Annotated in this window: 16 protein-coding genes; 12 read left to right on the top strand and 4 right to left on the bottom strand. The window is 71.3% G+C overall.

Annotated features, from left to right (window positions below; translation table 11 throughout):
* Nucleotides 1-57: 57 nt before the first annotated feature.
* The 4 genes from ACTFTM_RS25555 to ACTFTM_RS25540 all read left to right on the top strand — a co-directional run bounded on the left by ACTFTM_RS25555 (nucleotide 58) and on the right by ACTFTM_RS25540 (nucleotide 4779).
* Nucleotides 58-849, top strand: coding sequence for a helix-hairpin-helix domain-containing protein (locus ACTFTM_RS25555; RefSeq protein ID WP_449562974.1), 792 nt, complete (start codon nucleotides 58-60; stop codon nucleotides 847-849).
* Entirely contained in the window at nucleotides 846-3230 is a 2385-nt protein-coding gene (locus ACTFTM_RS25550) for a ComEC/Rec2 family competence protein (protein WP_449562973.1), read from the top strand. Before ACTFTM_RS25555 ends, ACTFTM_RS25550 begins: the two co-directional genes overlap by 4 nt.
* 155 nt (nucleotides 3231-3385) lie before the next feature.
* Nucleotides 3386-4366 (top strand): DNA polymerase III subunit delta, encoded by a 981-nt coding sequence (gene holA / locus ACTFTM_RS25545; RefSeq protein ID WP_449562972.1) that lies wholly within the window; start codon nucleotides 3386-3388, stop codon nucleotides 4364-4366.
* Nucleotides 4363-4779, top strand: coding sequence for a hypothetical protein (locus ACTFTM_RS25540; protein ID WP_449562971.1), 417 nt, complete (start codon nucleotides 4363-4365; stop codon nucleotides 4777-4779). The genes holA and ACTFTM_RS25540 overlap by 4 nt, the downstream gene beginning before the upstream one ends.
* A gap of 78 nt (nucleotides 4780-4857) precedes the next feature.
* Here ACTFTM_RS25540 and rpsT read toward each other — a convergent pair whose 3' ends face one another.
* Together rpsT and ACTFTM_RS25530 are read right to left on the bottom strand one after the other, a co-directional pair.
* Entirely contained in the window at nucleotides 4858-5124 is a 267-nt protein-coding gene (gene rpsT, locus ACTFTM_RS25535) for a 30S ribosomal protein S20 (protein WP_030336508.1), read from the bottom strand.
* Between the two features lie 253 nt (nucleotides 5125-5377).
* Nucleotides 5378-6364: a phosphotransferase gene (locus tag ACTFTM_RS25530; protein WP_449562970.1), complete on the bottom strand. Its 987-nt coding sequence runs from the start codon at nucleotides 6362-6364 to the stop codon at nucleotides 5378-5380.
* Nucleotides 6365-6425: 61 nt separating this feature from the next.
* On the opposite strand from ACTFTM_RS25530, the gene ACTFTM_RS25525 reads away from it, so the two are divergent.
* The 8 genes from ACTFTM_RS25525 to ACTFTM_RS25490 all read left to right on the top strand — a co-directional run bounded on the left by ACTFTM_RS25525 (nucleotide 6426) and on the right by ACTFTM_RS25490 (nucleotide 14438).
* A complete protein-coding gene (locus tag ACTFTM_RS25525; RefSeq protein ID WP_449562969.1) occupies nucleotides 6426-6962 on the top strand; it encodes a DUF4240 domain-containing protein in 537 nt (178 codons plus the stop codon).
* Nucleotides 6963-7079: 117 nt separating this feature from the next.
* On the top strand, nucleotides 7080-8954 hold the full coding sequence (lepA, locus tag ACTFTM_RS25520) for a translation elongation factor 4 (RefSeq protein WP_449562968.1): 1875 nt from the start codon (nucleotides 7080-7082) through the stop codon (nucleotides 8952-8954).
* Between the two features lie 389 nt (nucleotides 8955-9343).
* Nucleotides 9344-9628, top strand: coding sequence for a GlsB/YeaQ/YmgE family stress response membrane protein (locus ACTFTM_RS25515; RefSeq protein ID WP_396804119.1), 285 nt, complete (start codon nucleotides 9344-9346; stop codon nucleotides 9626-9628).
* A 517-nt stretch (nucleotides 9629-10145) separates the two neighbouring features.
* Nucleotides 10146-10430 (top strand): GlsB/YeaQ/YmgE family stress response membrane protein, encoded by a 285-nt coding sequence (locus tag ACTFTM_RS25510; RefSeq protein ID WP_396804119.1) that lies wholly within the window; start codon nucleotides 10146-10148, stop codon nucleotides 10428-10430.
* A gap of 225 nt (nucleotides 10431-10655) precedes the next feature.
* Nucleotides 10656-11942 (top strand): sugar ABC transporter substrate-binding protein, encoded by a 1287-nt coding sequence (locus ACTFTM_RS25505; RefSeq protein WP_449562967.1) that lies wholly within the window; start codon nucleotides 10656-10658, stop codon nucleotides 11940-11942.
* On the top strand, nucleotides 11939-12925 hold the full coding sequence (locus ACTFTM_RS25500) for a carbohydrate ABC transporter permease (RefSeq protein WP_449562966.1): 987 nt from the start codon (nucleotides 11939-11941) through the stop codon (nucleotides 12923-12925). The genes ACTFTM_RS25505 and ACTFTM_RS25500 overlap by 4 nt, the downstream gene beginning before the upstream one ends.
* Nucleotides 12922-13752, top strand: coding sequence for a carbohydrate ABC transporter permease (locus ACTFTM_RS25495; protein ID WP_449562965.1), 831 nt, complete (start codon nucleotides 12922-12924; stop codon nucleotides 13750-13752). The genes ACTFTM_RS25500 and ACTFTM_RS25495 overlap by 4 nt, the downstream gene beginning before the upstream one ends.
* A gap of 44 nt (nucleotides 13753-13796) precedes the next feature.
* A complete protein-coding gene (locus ACTFTM_RS25490) occupies nucleotides 13797-14438 on the top strand; it encodes an MOSC domain-containing protein (protein WP_449562964.1) in 642 nt (213 codons plus the stop codon).
* Nucleotides 14439-14488: 50 nt separating this feature from the next.
* On the opposite strand, the gene ACTFTM_RS25485 is transcribed toward ACTFTM_RS25490, so the two are convergent.
* Together ACTFTM_RS25485 and ACTFTM_RS25480 are read right to left on the bottom strand one after the other, a co-directional pair.
* A complete protein-coding gene (locus ACTFTM_RS25485; RefSeq protein ID WP_088988074.1) occupies nucleotides 14489-15391 on the bottom strand; it encodes a phytanoyl-CoA dioxygenase family protein in 903 nt (300 codons plus the stop codon).
* 222 nt (nucleotides 15392-15613) lie between these two features.
* Entirely contained in the window at nucleotides 15614-16468 is an 855-nt protein-coding gene (locus ACTFTM_RS25480) for a hypothetical protein (protein WP_449562963.1), read from the bottom strand.
* Nucleotides 16469-16552 lie beyond the last annotated feature (84 nt).

Raw genomic sequence — 16552 nt, 5'->3', positions numbered from 1 at the left:
TCCACAGGCCGGGCCGCGAGGCGCCCGTCGTGGCGTCCGACGTCCTAGCGTCGCGGCGTGGCAGAGGACGAGGAGACAGCGGTACGTCAGCGTCTGCGCCGGCTGACGGCCGCGACGGGTGGCGGGTCGCCGACTCCGTCGGGCGGTGGTGCGTCTCCGACTCCGTCGGAGAGCGGTGCGTCGGCGGCGGACGTGTCCGTCGTTCCCGGCGGCGGTGCGGCGCGGCTGCCCGGCCCCGGAGCATTCGACCCGGGCAGGCGCGGCGTACGGGCGTTGGCGGCCGTGGCCCTCGTGGTGGTGCTGGCCGCCGCCGGCTGGGCCTGGCGGTCCCGACCGCACGCGGAACCGGTCACCCCACCGGTGGGCGAGGCCACCCCGGCCGTCGTGGCGGGGCCGGGCAGCGCGTCGGCGTCCGGCGAGCTGGTGGTCGCGGTCGCGGGCAAGGTACGCAGACCCGGCCTGGTGCGTGTACCGGCCGGGGCCCGACTCGCCGACGCACTGTCCGAGGCCGGTGGCCCGCTGCCCGGCGTCGACGTGTCGCTGCTCAATCCCGCCCGCAAGGTCACCGACGGTGAGTTGATCGTCGTCGGGGTGACGCCCCCGCCGGCGCCCGGCCCCGCGGCCGGCCCGGCCCCCGGCGGGGCGCCGGCCCCCGGCGGAGTGCTGAACCTCAACACCGCGACACTCGCCCAGCTCGACGCGCTGCCCGGAGTGGGGCCGGTGCTCGCCCAGCGCATCCTCGCCTACCGGGACCAGCACGGCGGGTTCACGGCCGTCGGAGACCTGCGCCAGGTCGAGGGGATCGGCGACGCGCGCTACGAGCAGCTCAAGGACCTGGTGACGGTGTGAACGTCCCCCCTTCCGTCGGCGACCCGCCGCCACCGGACCTCCGGCTCGCCGGGCTGGCCGGGGCCGCCTGGCTCACCGCGCTCGCCGGCCTGCACGTCGGCCCCCGACCACTGCTGCTGGTGGCGGGCGGGGCCGCCGTGTCGACGGCGCTGGGCGTCCTGCGCCTGCTCGGCCGGCTCGGTCGCCCCGGCCCGCTCGCCCGCCGCTACGGCTGGGTCGTCGTCGCGGTCGGCCTCGGCGTGCTCTGCGGCGCGGCGGCGACCTCGGCCCGGCTGGTCGTCCGGGACGCCCCGCCGGTCCGCGCCCTGGCCGAGAAGCGCGCCCCGGTCACCGCCGACCTCGTCGTGCGTGACGATCCGCGCCCGATCCGCTCCGCCGGGCGTCCCGGCATGCTGCTGGTGTCGGGCGAGCTGATCCGGCTGACCGGTCCCGACGGCACGCGGCTCCGGGCGTCGGTGCGGGTGCTGGTCCTCGCCACCGACCCCGCCTGGCGAGGGCTGTTGCCGGGGCAGCGGCTGACCGCCGAGGGACGGCTCGGCGTGCCGCGCGGCGGTGACCTCACCGCGGCGGTCCTCGCCACCACCGGTCCACCCCAGCGGCGCGGTACGCCGTCGTGGGCGCAGCGCGCCGCCGGCACCCTGCGCGCGGGTCTGCAACGGGCCTGCGCGCCGCTGCCCGACGACCCGGGTGGCCTGCTGCCGGGGCTGGTGGTGGGGGACACCAGCCGCCTGCCGCCCGCCGTCGAGGAGGACTTCCGGGCGACCGGCATGACGCACCTCAACGCCGTCTCGGGCAGCAACGTGGCGATCGTGGTGGGTGCGGTGCTGCTGGTCGCACGCTGGGCACGCGCCGGTCCATGGCTCGCCGGGCTGCTCTGCGGGGTGGCGCTGGTGGGCTTCGTCATCCTGGTACGTCCGTCACCGAGCGTCGTACGGGCCGCCACGATGGGAGCGGTCGGGCTCGTCGCGTTGGCCGTCGGCCGACCCCGGGCCGCGCTGCCGGCACTGGCCGCCGCCGTCACGGTGCTGGTGCTCGTCGACCCCGAACTGGCCGGTGACGCCGGGTTCGCGCTGTCCGTACTGGCCACCGGGGGCCTGCTGCTGCTCGCGCCACGGTGGCGGGACGGGCTGCGCCGCCGGGGCGTACCGGCCGGGCTGGCCGAGGCGTTGGCGGTTCCGGCGGCAGCCCAGGTGGCCTGCGGGCCGGTCGTCGCCGGGATCTCCGGCACGGTCAGCCTGGTGGCGGTGCCGGCCAACCTGCTGGCGGTGCCGGCCATCGCGCCGGCGACCGTGTTGGGCGTGACGGCCGCCGTGCTGTCGCCGCTCTGGCCGGCCGGGGCCGGGTTCGTCGCGTGGCTGGCGAGCTGGCCGGCCTGGTGGCTGGTCGTCATCGCCCGCCACGGCGCCCGTCTCCCGGCCGGCACCCTGCCGTGGCCGGGCGGGGCCTGGGGCGCCCTGCTGCTGGCCGGGCTGACCGTGGCGCTGCTGGTGGCCGCACGCCGACCGCTGGTGCGCCGGCTGGTGGCGGTGGTCGCCGTCGCCGTACTGGTCGGCGCGCTCGGGGTCCGGTTGGTCGCCAGCGGCTGGCCGCCGCCCGGCTGGGTGGTGGTGGCCTGCGCCGTAGGACAGGGGGACGCCCTCGTGCTGCCCGTCGCGCCCGGCCGGGCGGTCGTTGTCGACACCGGACCGGAGCCGGGCGCGGTGGACGCGTGTCTGCGGCGGCTCGGTATCCGGGAGGTGCCGCTGCTGGTGGTCAGCCACTTCCACCTCGACCACGTGGGCGGCGTGGCCGGGGTGTTCCGGGGGCGACGGGTGGCCGCCGTGCTGACCCCGCCGTCCACGGACCCGCCCAGCGGTCGGGCGGCCGTCCGCGCGGCGGCGACCGGCGGCCGGGCCACGATGCTGGACACCACCGCCGGGGCACGTCACCGGATCGGCGGTGTCGAGCTGCTGGTGCTCGGTCCGCCGTACCCGCTGGACGGCACCCGCTCGGACCCGAACAACAACTCGCTGGTGCTGCGCGCCACGGTCGCCGGCGTCTCGTTCCTGCTGCCCGGGGACGCCGAGACCGAGGAGCAGCACGCCGTCCTGGTCCGGACGCCGCCCGGACAGCTACGGGCGGACGTGTTGAAGGTCGCGCACCACGGCTCGGCGTACCAGGACGAGGACTTCCTCGCCGCCGTGCGGCCGGCTGTCGCTCTGGTGCCGGTCGGCACGGGCAACACGTACGGGCACCCGAACCCGGCGCTACTGGCCCGGCTGAGCAGGCACGGTGTCCGGGTTCTGCGGACCGACACGGACGGTGACGTGGCGGCGATCCGGACCGCCGACGGGCTGGCCGTGGCCCATCGTGGCCTGCCGCCCGGACGTCGACCACCGTGACAGGCGCGTGGAAATTGCGCGCACTCGGCCGGAAATGCTAGTCATTCGCGAATTAGGCGGTGAACTGAGATAAATGTCTGGATTTGCGCTAAGTGCGGGCTGCGCCGACCGGGCGGCGAATGAGCAGGCCCGTACCCGCCACAGGCCGTGCGAATATGGGCGACGTGACCCCCGCCAGCCTCGCCCCCATTGTGCTCGTCCTCGGCGACGAGGAGCTGCTCGCCACGCGCGCGGTCTCCGAAGCGGTCGAACGGGCCCGCGCCACCGATCCCGAGGTGGACGTCCGCGAGTACCAGGCGGGTGCGCTCACCGTCGGCGAGATAGCCGAGATGCTCAGCCCGTCACTGTTCGGCGGCCGGCGGCTGCTCATCCTGCGTTCCGGCCAGGACGCCCGCAAGGACCTGGCCGCCGCGCTGCTGGCGTACGCGAAGAATCCCGACCCGGAGGTGCAGCTCCTCGTACTGCACCTGGGCGGTGCCAAGGGCAAGGCGTTCGCCGACGGGCTGCGGTCGGCCGGCGCGACGGTGGTCCCGGCGGCCAAGCTCAAGGGCCACCGCGAGCGGGTCGCCTTCGTCCGCGACGAGATCCGCCGGGCCGGCGGCCGATGCGCCGACGACGCCGCCGAGGCGCTGATCGCGGCGGTCGGCAACGACCTACGCGAACTGGCCGCCGCCTGCTCCCAGCTCATGGCCGACACGGACGGGCGGATCAGCGCCGAGACGGTGTCCCGTTACTACCGGGGGCGGGTCGAGGTGACAGGCTTCACCGTGGCGGACGCCACCATGGTCGGCGACGTGCCGGCCGCCCTGGAGGCACTGCGCTGGGCCCTGCACGTCGGTGTCGACCCGGTGCCCATCGCCGACGCCCTCGCCGACGGGGTGCGGACCGTGGCCCGGGTGGCGTCGGCCGGGCGGGGCAACGCGTACCAGCTCGCCAGCAGCCTCGGCATGCCGGCGTGGAAGATCGAACGGGCGCAGCGACAGGGCCGCGGCTGGACCCCGGAAGGGCTGGTCCGGGCCATGCAGGTCGCCGCGGAGTGCAACGCGGCCGTCAAGGGGGGCTCGGACGACCGGGCGTACGCCCTGGAACGGGCGGTCTTCTCGGTGGCGGCGGCCCGGCAGGGCAGCAGCCGGTGACGGGGCCGAACCGTACGGCGTGGGCCACCGTGTCCGCCGACGAGGAGCGGTACCGGCCGCTCTACGCCCGGCTCCTCGGCCTGCGGTTCGTCAACCCCGGTGGGGTGCTCTGCTTCCTGTTCTTCGAGGGCGCCATCGCCCTGGCGGTGCTGCTCGCGCTCGCGGAGCTGGTCACCTGGTGGGCGGTGCTGGTGCTACCCGTGGTCGTGGCGGCGATGGTCAAGCTCAACGACATGGTGGCCGCGGTGGTGGTCCGCTCCGCCGCGCTCGTGCCCGAGCAGGAGCGGGACCGCTTCCGCCGGCAGATGGAGCCGGTGGTCGGCCGGGCCCGGGTCGAGTGGAGCGCCGTGACTCCGGTGGCGGTCACGACCGATCCGGTGCGGCCCAGGCGCCGCAGGGACCCGCTGGACTGACCAGCGGGGGCTTCGAGGACACGCGGAAGCCCCGGACCGAGGTCCGGGGCTTTCCGAATGCAGTCTGACGATGAAGCGTCAGGCGGAGAGGGCAACCACGCGCTTCGCGATCGCGGACTTGCGGTTCGCGGCCTGGTTGGAGTGGATCACGCCCTTGCTGACGGCCTTGTCCAGCTTGCGCGAGGCGTCCAGCATGAGGGCGGTCGCCTTCTCGACGTCACCGGCCTCGGCAGCCTCGTGGAACTTCCGGACGGCGGTCTTCAGCGACGACTTGACCGACTTGTTGCGCAGCCGGGCCTTCTCGTTCTGCCGGTTGCGCTTGATCTGGGACTTGATGTTCGCCACGCGACAGCCTCGTCTTATAGCTCGGGTTGGTCAGCTTGTGCACGGCATGACGACACGAGTCATCGCCGCGCGAAGAGCCAGGTTACCAGGTCGCCCGGGACGAGCCAAAACGGCTCCGCCCGACGCGTTCACCCGGACCCTCGGTGGGTGATCCACCCGGCTTCCTGGAAACCAGGGTATCCGCCGCCGGCTGACCGCCCGCCTTCGCCGCAGCCGAGTGGATCACGGAGGCTCAGGTGAGCCGCCGCGCGGATCACCGCCAGCCCCGCCGGCGGGCGAGCCAGTCCAGGGCCTGTTCGCCGCTGGACCGCTGGTGCGCCGACCGGTGCGGCGAGGCCGTCACCGGTGTCGCGTCCGCCCCGGTCAGGTAGTAGCCGGCCAACGCGGCGAGGGTGGCGTCCAGCGCGTCCGGGGGAGCGCCCGCGTTCGCCGGGTGCGCGGCGAAGATCCGATCGACGTCCAGGCCGCTGGCGTACGCGGTGAGCAGCAGAGTGACCAGATCGAACCAGGCGGGACCGGTGCAGGCCCAGGTCCAGTCGCAGAGCCGGGCCCGGCCGTCCGGGTCGATGAGCACGTTGTCCACCCGCAGGTCGCCGTGGATCACGCCGGTCGCCCCGTCCGCGTACGCGGGGAGGCGGGACTCCAACGCCACCAGCTCGGGGAGCCGGCCCCGGGCGGTGGCGGGCAGTGCGGGGAGCGGCTCCCGGCCGGCGGCGACCTCCTCCCACCAGAGGATGTCCGAGCGGGCCAGGTCGGCCAGGCGGGGCAGACCGAGCGCGATCAGGTCGGTCGGTGGGTCGGCGAGCGCGGCGGCGACCTCGGCGTACGCGGCGAGCGTGGCGTCCAGCTCGGCGCGCGTCCAGGGCAGGTGTGGGATGTGGCCGTCGACCGCGTCGACGCAGAGCGCGAACCAGCCGGCGTGGTCCAGCGTCCAGCGTAGGCGGGGCGCCGGCAGGTCGGCCGGCAGCCGATCGAGGATCGCGGCCTCCCGGGCGTATCCGTGGCTCAGGCGCGGTTGCGCGACGGCGGGTGCCGCCTTGACGAACGCCCGGCCGCCGTCGGCGGTGTGCAGCACGGCGGCGAAGCCCCGGGTGAAGCCGGCGGCGGCGACCCGGACGCTGACCACCGGCGCGCCGAGCCGGTCGACGATCGCGGCCCGCAGCGCCGCCGGCAGCTCCGGCCACGACGGGCGCAGCGCGCCCCCGTGGTACGGCACCGGGGGCAGCGGCGGGGACGACATCCCCCCATGCTGCCCCGGGGTACGTGCGCGCCGCGCGGCGACACTGCCAGACTGCCAAGCCATGAGGACCGAGGACTTCTGGCAGCTGATCGACAAGGCCCGCGCCGGGGGCGGCGGTGAGCCCGGGCCGGTCGCCGCGCGGGCGGTGGCGCTGCTCGCCGAGCGCGATCCGGAGGACATCGTCGGGTACGCCCAGCACCAGGCGAGGGTCCTGGCGGCGTCGCACAAGGCGGACCTGTGGGGCGCGGCGTACCTGATCAACGGCGGGGCGTCGGCGGAGGGCTTCGAGCACTTCCGGGGCTGGCTGATGGCCCAGGGTCGGGCGGTGTTCGCCCGCGCGGTCGGCGACCCCGACTCGCTGGCCGAGCTGCCCGAGGTGCGGGCCGCGTCGCTCAGCGGGGAGGAGTTCTCCGCCGAGCAGATGCTGGCGGTGCCGTGGGAGGCGTACCGCAGGGCCACCGCGTCGGAACTGCCGACGGACCGCGAGCCGGTCCGGACGCCGGATCTCAACGACTTCTGGGACTTCGACGACGAGTCCGAGGCCCGCCGTCGGCTGCCCCGGCTGGCCGCGCTCTTCGTGGAGCCGCCGATGGAGTGAGGCTGCCCGGGCACCGATCCGTCGCCCGCGCAGTGGGCGTACCCCGGCGGCGTGGGAACATGGAGGGGGTCGGCGGCGCGCCGGCCTGTTCACGTCAGCCGACCAGAACGGACCGCTGTGCCACCGAAGCTCGATCCCGGCGCGAACGCTCCTGGTGCCACCGACCCCGGTCGCATCCGGAACTTCGGCATCATCGCCCACATCGACCACGGGAAGTCGACCCTGGCCGACCGGATGTTGCAGCTCACCGGCGTGGTCGACCCCCGGCAGATGCGCGCGCAGTACCTGGACCGGATGGACATCGAGCGCGAGCGCGGCATCACCATCAAGAGCCAGGCCGTTCGCATGCCGTGGACCATCCGCGAGGGCGAGCGGACCGGCGAGCACGCCGTGCTCAACATGATCGACACCCCGGGGCATGTCGACTTCACGTACGAGGTGTCCCGGTCGCTGGCCGCCTGCGAGGGCGCCGTGCTGCTTGTCGACGCCGCGCAGGGCATCGAGGCGCAGACCCTGGCCAACCTCTACCTGGCCCTCGAGAACGACCTGCGCATCATCCCGGTGCTCAACAAGATCGACCTGCCGGCCGCCCAGCCGGAGAAGTACGCCGAGGAGCTGGCCCACCTCATCGGCGGTGACCCCGCCGACTGCATCCGGGTCTCCGGCAAGACCGGCGAGGGCGTACCGCACCTGCTCGACGAGATCGTCCGGCAGTTCGTCCCGCCGGTCGGCGACGCCGCGGCGTCCGCCCGGGCCATGATCTTCGATTCGGTGTACGACGTGTACCGCGGCGTCGTCACGTACGTCCGGGTCATCGACGGCCGGATCAGCGCCCGCGACCGGATCAAGATGATGTCGACCGGTGCGGTGCACGAGCTGCTGGAGATCGGCGTCATCTCACCGGAGATGGTCAAGGCCGAGGCGCTCGGCGTCGGCGAGGTCGGCTACCTGATCACCGGTGTGAAGGACGTCCGGCAGTCCCGGGTCGGTGACACGGTCACCATCAACGCCCGGCCGGCGGCCGAGCCGCTGGGTGGCTACAAGGACCCCAAGCCGATGGTCTACTCCGGCCTCTACCCGATCGACGGGTCCGACTACCCGAACCTGCGTGAGGCCCTGGACAAGCTCAAGCTCAACGACGCCGCGCTGGACTACGAGCCGGAGACCTCCGGCGCGCTCGGCTTCGGCTTCCGCTGTGGCTTCCTCGGCCTGCTCCACCTGGAGATCATTCGGGAGCGGCTGGAGCGCGAGTACAACCTCGACCTGATCTCCACCGCCCCGAACGTCGTTTACCGGGCGATCACGGACGACGGCGCGGAGATCGTCGTGACCAACCCGAGCGAGTACCCGACCGGCAAGATCGCCGAGGTGTACGAGCCGGTGGTGCGGGCCACCGTGCTGACGCCCAACGACTACGTGGGCGCGGTCATGGAGCTGTGCCAGGGCCGGCGCGGCAGCCTGCTCGGCATGGACTACCTCTCCGCCGACCGGGTGGAGCTGCGCTACACGCTGCCCCTCGCCGAGATCATCTACGACTTCTTCGACCAGTTGAAGAGCCGGACCAAGGGGTACGCCTCACTCGACTACGAGCCCTCCGGCGAGCAGGCGTCCGACCTGGTGAAGGTGGACATCCTGCTGCACGGCGAGCCGGTGGACGCGTTCAGCGCCATCGTGCACAAGGACAAGGCGTACAACTACGGCGTCACCATCGCCGCGAAGCTTCGTACGCTCATCCCGCGCCAGCAGTTCGAGGTACCGATCCAGGCGGCCATCGGCAGCCGGGTGATCGCCCGGGAGACCATCCGCGCGATCCGCAAGGACGTGCTCGCCAAGTGCTACGGCGGTGACATCAGCCGTAAGCGCAAGCTGCTGGAGAAGCAGAAGGAAGGCAAGAAGCGGATGAAGATGGTCGGCCGGGTGGAGGTCCCGCAGGAGGCATTCATCGCCGCCCTGTCCTCCGACTCCGGCGACACCAAGGCCCCCAAGAAGTAACCCCGACCCCCCGACCCCCGCCCGATCCCCGCCCCGGCCCCCCGCTTACCCGTGTTGATCAAGAGGTTCGCGTCATCCGAAGCCCGGATTCTGACGCGAACCTCTTGATCACCGGGGTGGAGGCGGGGTGAAACCCGGTGTGGGGCAGGGGGTGAGGCCGGGTGTGGGCGGAAATTTTTTGGTCGGGCTTCTCTGGGTTGTCGCCCTGGGCAACATGTTGTCTGACCTGTGTGGACGTGGATCCGTGCCAACCGACGCAGCCGGCCGGCATCGACGCCGGCGACTTCTTGTGCCGGTGAGTCGGTTTGGATTTTTGGTGGGTCGGGAACTTAGCGGTCACGACAGGAAGCACACGTTGTGTGTCAGACATTCTTTGAAGGAGGGCGACCGTGGAGCTCACCGTGTGGGGCATCATCACTGCCATCGTTGTTGGTCTCATCGTCGGGGCGCTCGGCCGCCTGGTTGTTCCGGGCCGCCAGAACATGCCGATCTGGTTGCACCTGCTGATCGGTATCGGCGCGGCTCTGCTGGGCACGGTGCTGGCGCGGGCGATGGGTATCGCGACCGAGACCGCTGGTATCGACTGGACCGAGCTGCTGGTGCAGGTCGTGGTGGCGGCGATCGCGGTCGCGCTGGTGGCCGGTGTGGGTGGCCGCCGCCGCGTCACCCGGTAACAACCGACACCTGTAGCACCGCAACATCTCCAAGGGGCGCCCGGCCAGCAGGCCGGGCGCCCCTTGAGTGCTGTGCCCGGCCTGGTTCGGCGAACCGCGATGTCGCGCCTCGGCCGGTGCCAGGCAGCCGTCCCGTGCTCCGCACCTGCGCTCTGCCTTCCCGCGCCACCATCGTGATCCTCAGCGGCGATGCCACTACTTCATGGACAGAGCACGATCCTCGGTGCGGCACGGGCGACCGGACGTGAGCCCGGAGAGCCCTCCGACCGCGCCGATCTTGCACTCTCTGCTGCGGCATCCCCGGCATTCCACTCCTATCGACGACCGAAAGTGCAAGATCGCCGGGGCGCGGGGCGCGGGGCGCGGGGCGCGGGGGTCTGGTGGTCCGTGCCCTTGTTCACCAAGTCGTGATCGTCTGGGCGGTCAGGTCGGTTTGGATTTTTGGTGGGTCGGGAACTTAGCGGTCACGACAGGAAGCACACGTTGTGTGTCAGACATTCTTTGAAGGAGGGCGACCGTGGAGCTCACCGTGTGGGGCATCATCACTGCCATCGTTGTTGGTCTCATCGTCGGGGCGCTCGGCCGCCTGGTTGTTCCGGGCCGCCAGAACATGCCGATCTGGTTGCACCTGCTGATCGGTATCGGCGCGGCTCTGCTGGGCACGGTGCTGGCGCGGGCGATGGGTATCGCGACCGAGACCGCTGGTATCGACTGGACCGAGCTGCTGGTGCAGGTCGTGGTGGCGGCGATCGCGGTCGCGCTGGTGGCTGGTGTGGGTGGCCGCCGCCGCGTCACCCGGTAACAACCTGGCATCACCGCAGGACCTGAAAGAGCGCCCGGCCGTCTGGCCGGGCGCTCTTTCGTGGCGTCCTGCCCGGGTTCGGCCCGGTTCCACGGCTCTGGCGCGTCGGCGACCTGCGATACGGTCGCCAGGCTTCGGCCTGCCCGCCCACTGTCGTAAAGGATTTCTTCGTACTAAGGTGCGGCGGAGAAGGTTAGTTCCAGGCAGCGCGAGGGGAGATGTGGCGTGAACAGGTGGAAGCGGCTGGCCCCGGTCACTGCCGTGGCGGCCTCGGTGGCCATGGTGTTGGGCGGCTGTGGCGGCTCAGGCGAGGAAGCGGCCGACGACAGCAAGCTCACGGTCTGGATGATGGGCGAGGGCGGCGACGCCCAGAACGCCTTCCTCGACAGCGTGGAGACCGAGTTCCGGCAGAAGCACCCCGACACCGATGTGGTGGTGCAGTACATCCCCTGGCTGGAGGCGCCCAAGAAGTTCCAGGCCGCGCTCGCCGGCGGTGAGGGCCCGGACATCACCGAGCTGGGCAACACCGAGACCCAGGGCTGGGCCGCGCAGGAGGCGCTCGCCGACGTGAGTGGTCGGATGGGCGGCTGGGCGGACGGCAAGGACCTGCTGCCCGACCTGGTGCGCAACGCGCAGCTCGACGGCAAGCAGTACGGCGTCCCCTGGTACGCGGGTGTGCGGGCGATCTACTACCGCACCGACTGGTTCGCCGAGGCGGGTGTGCAGCCGCCGAAGACGTGGGACGAGCTGGTCACCGTCGCCAAGACCGTGCAGGCCAAGAAGAAGGGCACCTACGGCATCGCGCTGCCGGGCAACTCCGAACTGCCCTTCTACTCCTTCCTCTGGGGCGCGGGCGCCGAGATCGCCACCAACCAGGGTGGCGCGTGGAAGTCCGGCTACGCGACGCCGGAGGCGCAGCGGGCCGTCAAGTACTGGACCGACCTGGTCACCGTCCACAAGGTCGCCCCGCCGGCCGCCGCCGGCTGGAACGAGATCGACGCGCGGACGCAGTTCGCCACCGGCAAGGCCGCGATGGCGTTCGCCGGTAGCTGGCAGCAGGCCGCCATCAAGAAGGACAACCCCGAGATCGAGAAGGTCTGGGGTACGTTCCCGATCCCCGGCCCGGACGGCAAGGCCGCACCCGGTTTCGCCGGTGGCTCGGACGTGGCGATCTGGAAGGACAGCGAGCGCCAGGACCTGGCCTGGGACTACCTGACCGTGCTGCTGAACAAGAAGAACTCGCAGAGCTTCGCGAGCAGCCTCGGGTTCTTCCCCGTCTACAAGGACCTGGTCGCCAGCGATACGTACGCCAACGACAAGGTGATGGCGGCGTTCGCCACGACCATGCAGAACACCAAGCTCACGCCGCTCACCCCGAAGTGGGTGGAGGTCAGCCGTACCAAGACGGTGACCCAGGCGATGAACAGCTCGGTCATGAAGGGTCAGAAGACGGTCGAGAAGGCTACCGCCGACGCGGCCGCTGAGATGGAAAGCATCCTCAACTCCAAGTGACCACGCTGACCGAGGTGCCGGAGACGTCCGCCGCGCGGGAGAACCCCGCGCGGCGGCGTCGCCGGGTCGACCGCCTGCCGTACCTGCTGCTCCTGCCCGCACTCGTCATCATCGGGGTGCTGCTGCTCTGGCCGCTCGGCCAGGTGGTGGCGATGTCCTTCTACCGGCTGAACAGCGTCCGGCAGCTGCGGGGCGACCGGGAGTGGCCGTGGGTGGGGCTCGGCAACTACACCGACATCCTCTCCGACCCGTTCTTCCTGACGGTGCTGCGCAACACGGTGCTGTTCGCCGCGGCGAACGTGTTGCTCACGATGGTGCTGGGCACCCTGGTCGGGCTGCTGCTCAACCGGCTCGGTCGCAAGATGGCGACCTTCGTGGCCAGTTGTGTGATGCTCGCCTGGGCCACTCCGGCGCTGACCGGCACGATCGTCTGGAAGTGGATCTTCGACGACACCAGCGGCCTGGTCACGTGGCTGTTCAACGCGTTGCCGGACGGGCTCTCGAACGCCCTGTTCGGGCACAGCGACTGGACCGGCTACGGCTGGTTCAACTCGCCGCTGCTGTTCTTCGCCATCCTCACGCTGGTGGTCGTGTGGCACTCGTTCCCGTTCATCGCGGTGAGCGTGCTCGCCGGCCTCAAGAGCGTGCCGAGTGAGCTGCACGAGGCGGCCCGGGTGGACGGCGCGAGCCCGTGGCGGGTCTTCTGGAAGATCACGTTCCCGCTGCTGCGTCCGGTCTTCGGGATCCTGATCGTGCTCTCCACCATCTGGGACTTCAAGGTCTTCACCCAGCAGTTCGTGCTGGCCGGCGGCACCCAGGACCGGCCGACGTTCATGCTCTCCATCTACTCGTACGCCGAGGCTTTCTCGCCGCCGCCGAAGTACGGACTCGGCGCGGCCATCGCGGTGATCCTCACGTTGATCCTGCTCGTGGTCACCGGCTTCTACGTGCGGATGGTGCTCAAGCAGGAGGACGAGTCGTGAAGAAGGTCGCCCTCAACGGCGCCGGGCTGCTGGTCGCGCTCTTCGCGGCGTTCCCGGTTTACTGGATGATCTCGACGTCGCTGAAGCCGAGCAGCGAGATCTTCTCGTCCACCCCGCAGCCGGTGCCGACCCATCCGACGCTGGCGCACTACCGGGAGATCCTCACCGGCAACCTGATCCCCGGGGTGACCTTCCTCGACTTCTTCCTCAACAGCGCGATCGTCGCGGTGTCGACGGTGGTGCTCAGTGGTCTGGTCGCCCTGCTCGCCGCGACGGCGGTGGCCCGGTTCCGCTTCAAGCTGCGGACCAGCTTCCTGATCATGCTGCTGATCGTGCAGATGATCCCGCTGGAGGCGCTTGTCATCCCGCTGTTCCTGATGATTCAGCGGCTCGGGCTCTACAACACCCTGCCCAGCCTGATCCTCACGTACCTCGGCTTCTCGCTGCCGTTCGCGGTGTGGATGCTGCGCGGTTTCGTCGCGGCCGTGCCCAAGGAGCTGGAGGAGGCGGCGGCCATCGACGGCGCGAGCCGGGCCCAGACGTTCCGGCGGGTGCTGTTCCCCCTCGTCGCGCCCGGCCTGGTCGCGACCAGCATCTTCTCCTTCATCACCGCGTGGAACGAGCTGATCTTCGCGTTGACGTTCGTCAACGACCAGGGGCGCTACACCCTGCCGGTGGCGATGACCTTCTTCTTCGGCCGGGACGACACCAACTGGGGGCCGGTCATGGCCGCCTCCACGCTGTTCACCCTGCCGGTCATCATCTTCTTCCTGCTGGTGCAGCGGAAGATGGTGTCCGGTCTGGTGGCCGGCGCCGTCAAGGGCTGAACGCAGGGCCGGTCGGGGAAAGCACCGCAGCTAGGCTGGCCGTCATGACGGGCAGGGTGGCAGCGGTGAACCTCGGCATCGTGACCGAGGCGCGGTGGGCCGGCGACGCGAGTGGTCGCAGCGGCATCGACAAACGTCCGGTCGAGGGTTCGGTGGCGGTGCTCGCCGGTGGCCTGGCGGGTGACTTCGTCGCCGAGCGTCCTGTGCATGGTGGCCCCGACCAGGCGGTGTACGCCTATGCCGAGGAGGACGCCGCCTGGTGGGCCGCCGAACTCGGCCGAGGCGTCGGGCCGGGGGGTTTCGGGGAGAACCTGACCACCTACGCGGTCGACGTGACCGGCGCCGTGATCGGCGAGCAGTGGTTGGTCGGGTCCGCTCTTGTTCAGGTCACCAAGCCGCGGACGCCCTGCACCACGTTCGCCGGCTTCTGGGGCGTACCGGATCTGATCAAGCGGTTCACCGTCCGGGCCGCCCCGGGGGCGTACCTGCGGGTGCTGCGCGAGGGCGAGGTGGGCGCCGGCGACCCGGTCGAGGTGGTGGAACGGCCCGCGCACGGGGTGACCATCGGCGAGGTGTTCCGGGCGACCAGCCTGGAGCCGGAGCTGCTGCCCCGGTTGCTCGACGCGACCGACCTGCCGGAGCCGATCCGGGAGAAGGTCCGCCGCCGGCTCGCCGGTCGGGCCTGATACGCGAGGAAGGCCCTCGGCGGACCGAGGGCCTTCCTTCCAGCGGTACGTCAGCGCAGCCAGGGGATGTTGCGGTCGAGCAGACCGCGCTCCTTGAGCTCCTTGCGCAGCGGGATCTCGTCGTCGACGTACCCGTCCCAGTTGATGCCCCAGTAGTTGGCGGTGTGGGTGCCCTCACCGATCAGCTGGCGCTGGACGGGCGTGCGGTTGCGGTACCACTCGCCGTTCACGTCGGGGTGCAGCTCGTCCAGCGGACGGATCCACCGGTAGGTGTAGCCGACGAAGAGCATCTTGCGGGTGATGGTCGACAGGTTCGTCGAACGCGAGTGCCACTGCCGACGGTCGAAGATGAACGCGTCGCCCGGGTTCGCGGTGATCTCCACCGTGCCCTCCGGGTCCGGGTTGTGCACGCTGAGGTCCTTGGGACGGTCCAGCGAGTTCCACAGGTGGCTGCCCGGGATGACCTTGGTGGCGCCACGGCCGGTCTCCGACAGGTCGGACAGCACGTACGCGACCTTCAGCGAGAACATCGGCCGGGGGAGGTTCGGGTCCATCGTCTCCGGGTCGGAGTTCTGCCGGTACCCGTCCTGGTGCCAACCCCAGTACGGCTTCTCCGGCTCGGCGGCCGGCGGGGTGACGTCCAGGTGGTTGTGGTGGGTGTAGATGTTCCAGCCGGCCAGCCCCCACATGTACGGGAAGGCGATCGGGTGGGTGAGCAGCTCGCCGAACAGCTCGTCGCGCTCCAGGAAGCCCAGCAGGTGCAGGGTGCCGTCCTTCTTGGTGGTGCCCTTGGCCTGCTCCTCCGCGTAGACGCGGTCGACCGCCGCCTCCAGCGCCGCCCGGTGGTCCTCCGTCAGGACGTTGCGCAGCAGGAGGAAGCCCTGCTCGTGGAACTCCTTGCGGTCAGTGTCGCTGATCGGTTCGTAGCCGGTCCGGTCGCCGTAATCGAACACCGCGTCGTACCCCTCCCCATGAGGTGAAACCATTTCTGGCACAGGCCGCCGATCGTAACGCGAGTGCCGGGGCGGTGGGAGGGCGAGCGGCGGCGGTAGGGCCCGGGGCCGGACCGCACGCAGTGGGACAGGTGCGGAGAGTCACATTTGCATGATTGCCAGTCAGGTCTGCGGAGTTTTGTCCGATTGTGCGGTCACTGCCGGTTAAGAGATCCGGGTCGCTCAGCCCTCGGCGAAGACCTCGGCGACCACCTGGCCGGCGGGGCCCTGCGTGCCGTTCACCTGGCCCCACGTGCCGTTGCGCGCGGTCCACTCCAGGTTGCCGAAGCGGACCCGCTTCACCCCGTGGTCCTGGGCGTGCGAGACCAGCCAGTGCGCGTACCGCCAGCCGTCGCGTTGGTCCTGGGCGGTCACCGCCAGCCCGGTCTGGCTGGCCTCGTCGGCGCTCGACACGCCCCAGTCCAGCGCCAGGTTGCGGGTCAACTGCGCGGCCGCCGCCGCGCCGTGCATCACCGGGGTACGCCCCACCGTGCAGGCGACCGCTTCGGTGGCGTCGCCGAGCAGGGCCTTGGTGAGCACCTCGGAATCGTCGGCCCACTTCTGGTACGCCTCGGGGAACGCCGAACGCTGCACCCGCTGGGCGGCGTCGGTGATCCGCATCTTCTCCCAGCCGCGCACCTTCTTGAGCGCCTTGTAGAACCTGTTCGCCGCGTAGCGGGGGTCACGGATCTGTTCCGGCGTGCCCCACCCCTTGCTCGGGCGCTGCTGGAACAGCCCGAGCGAGTCGCGGTCACCGTGGTCGAGGTTGCGCAGCCCCGACTCCTGGTACGCGGTGGCCAGCGCGACCACCACGGCGCGCTCGGGCATGCCGCGCTGGACGCCGATCGCCGCGATGGTCGCCGCGTTAGCCATCTGCTCGACGTCCAGGACCACCCGGCCGTCGGCCTGGACCGTGCAGGTGCGTCCCGCCAGCGGCAGCCGCAGCTCGTCGCCGACCCGCTTCAGGACGAGCCAGATCGCGATCACGGCGACGAGGATGAGCACCACTCCGCCCGCCACGGCTGCCCGAGTTCGCACCCACACCTCCACATCGACAGTTCGACAAGCGTACGTCCCCGCCGGCGTCGTCCGGGTCGTTCGACCGGTTCCGGCTCCGCTTGG

The organism is Micromonospora sp. RB23 (genome assembly GCF_053585025.1).
This window is presented reverse-complemented; position numbering and strand designations above follow the sequence as displayed.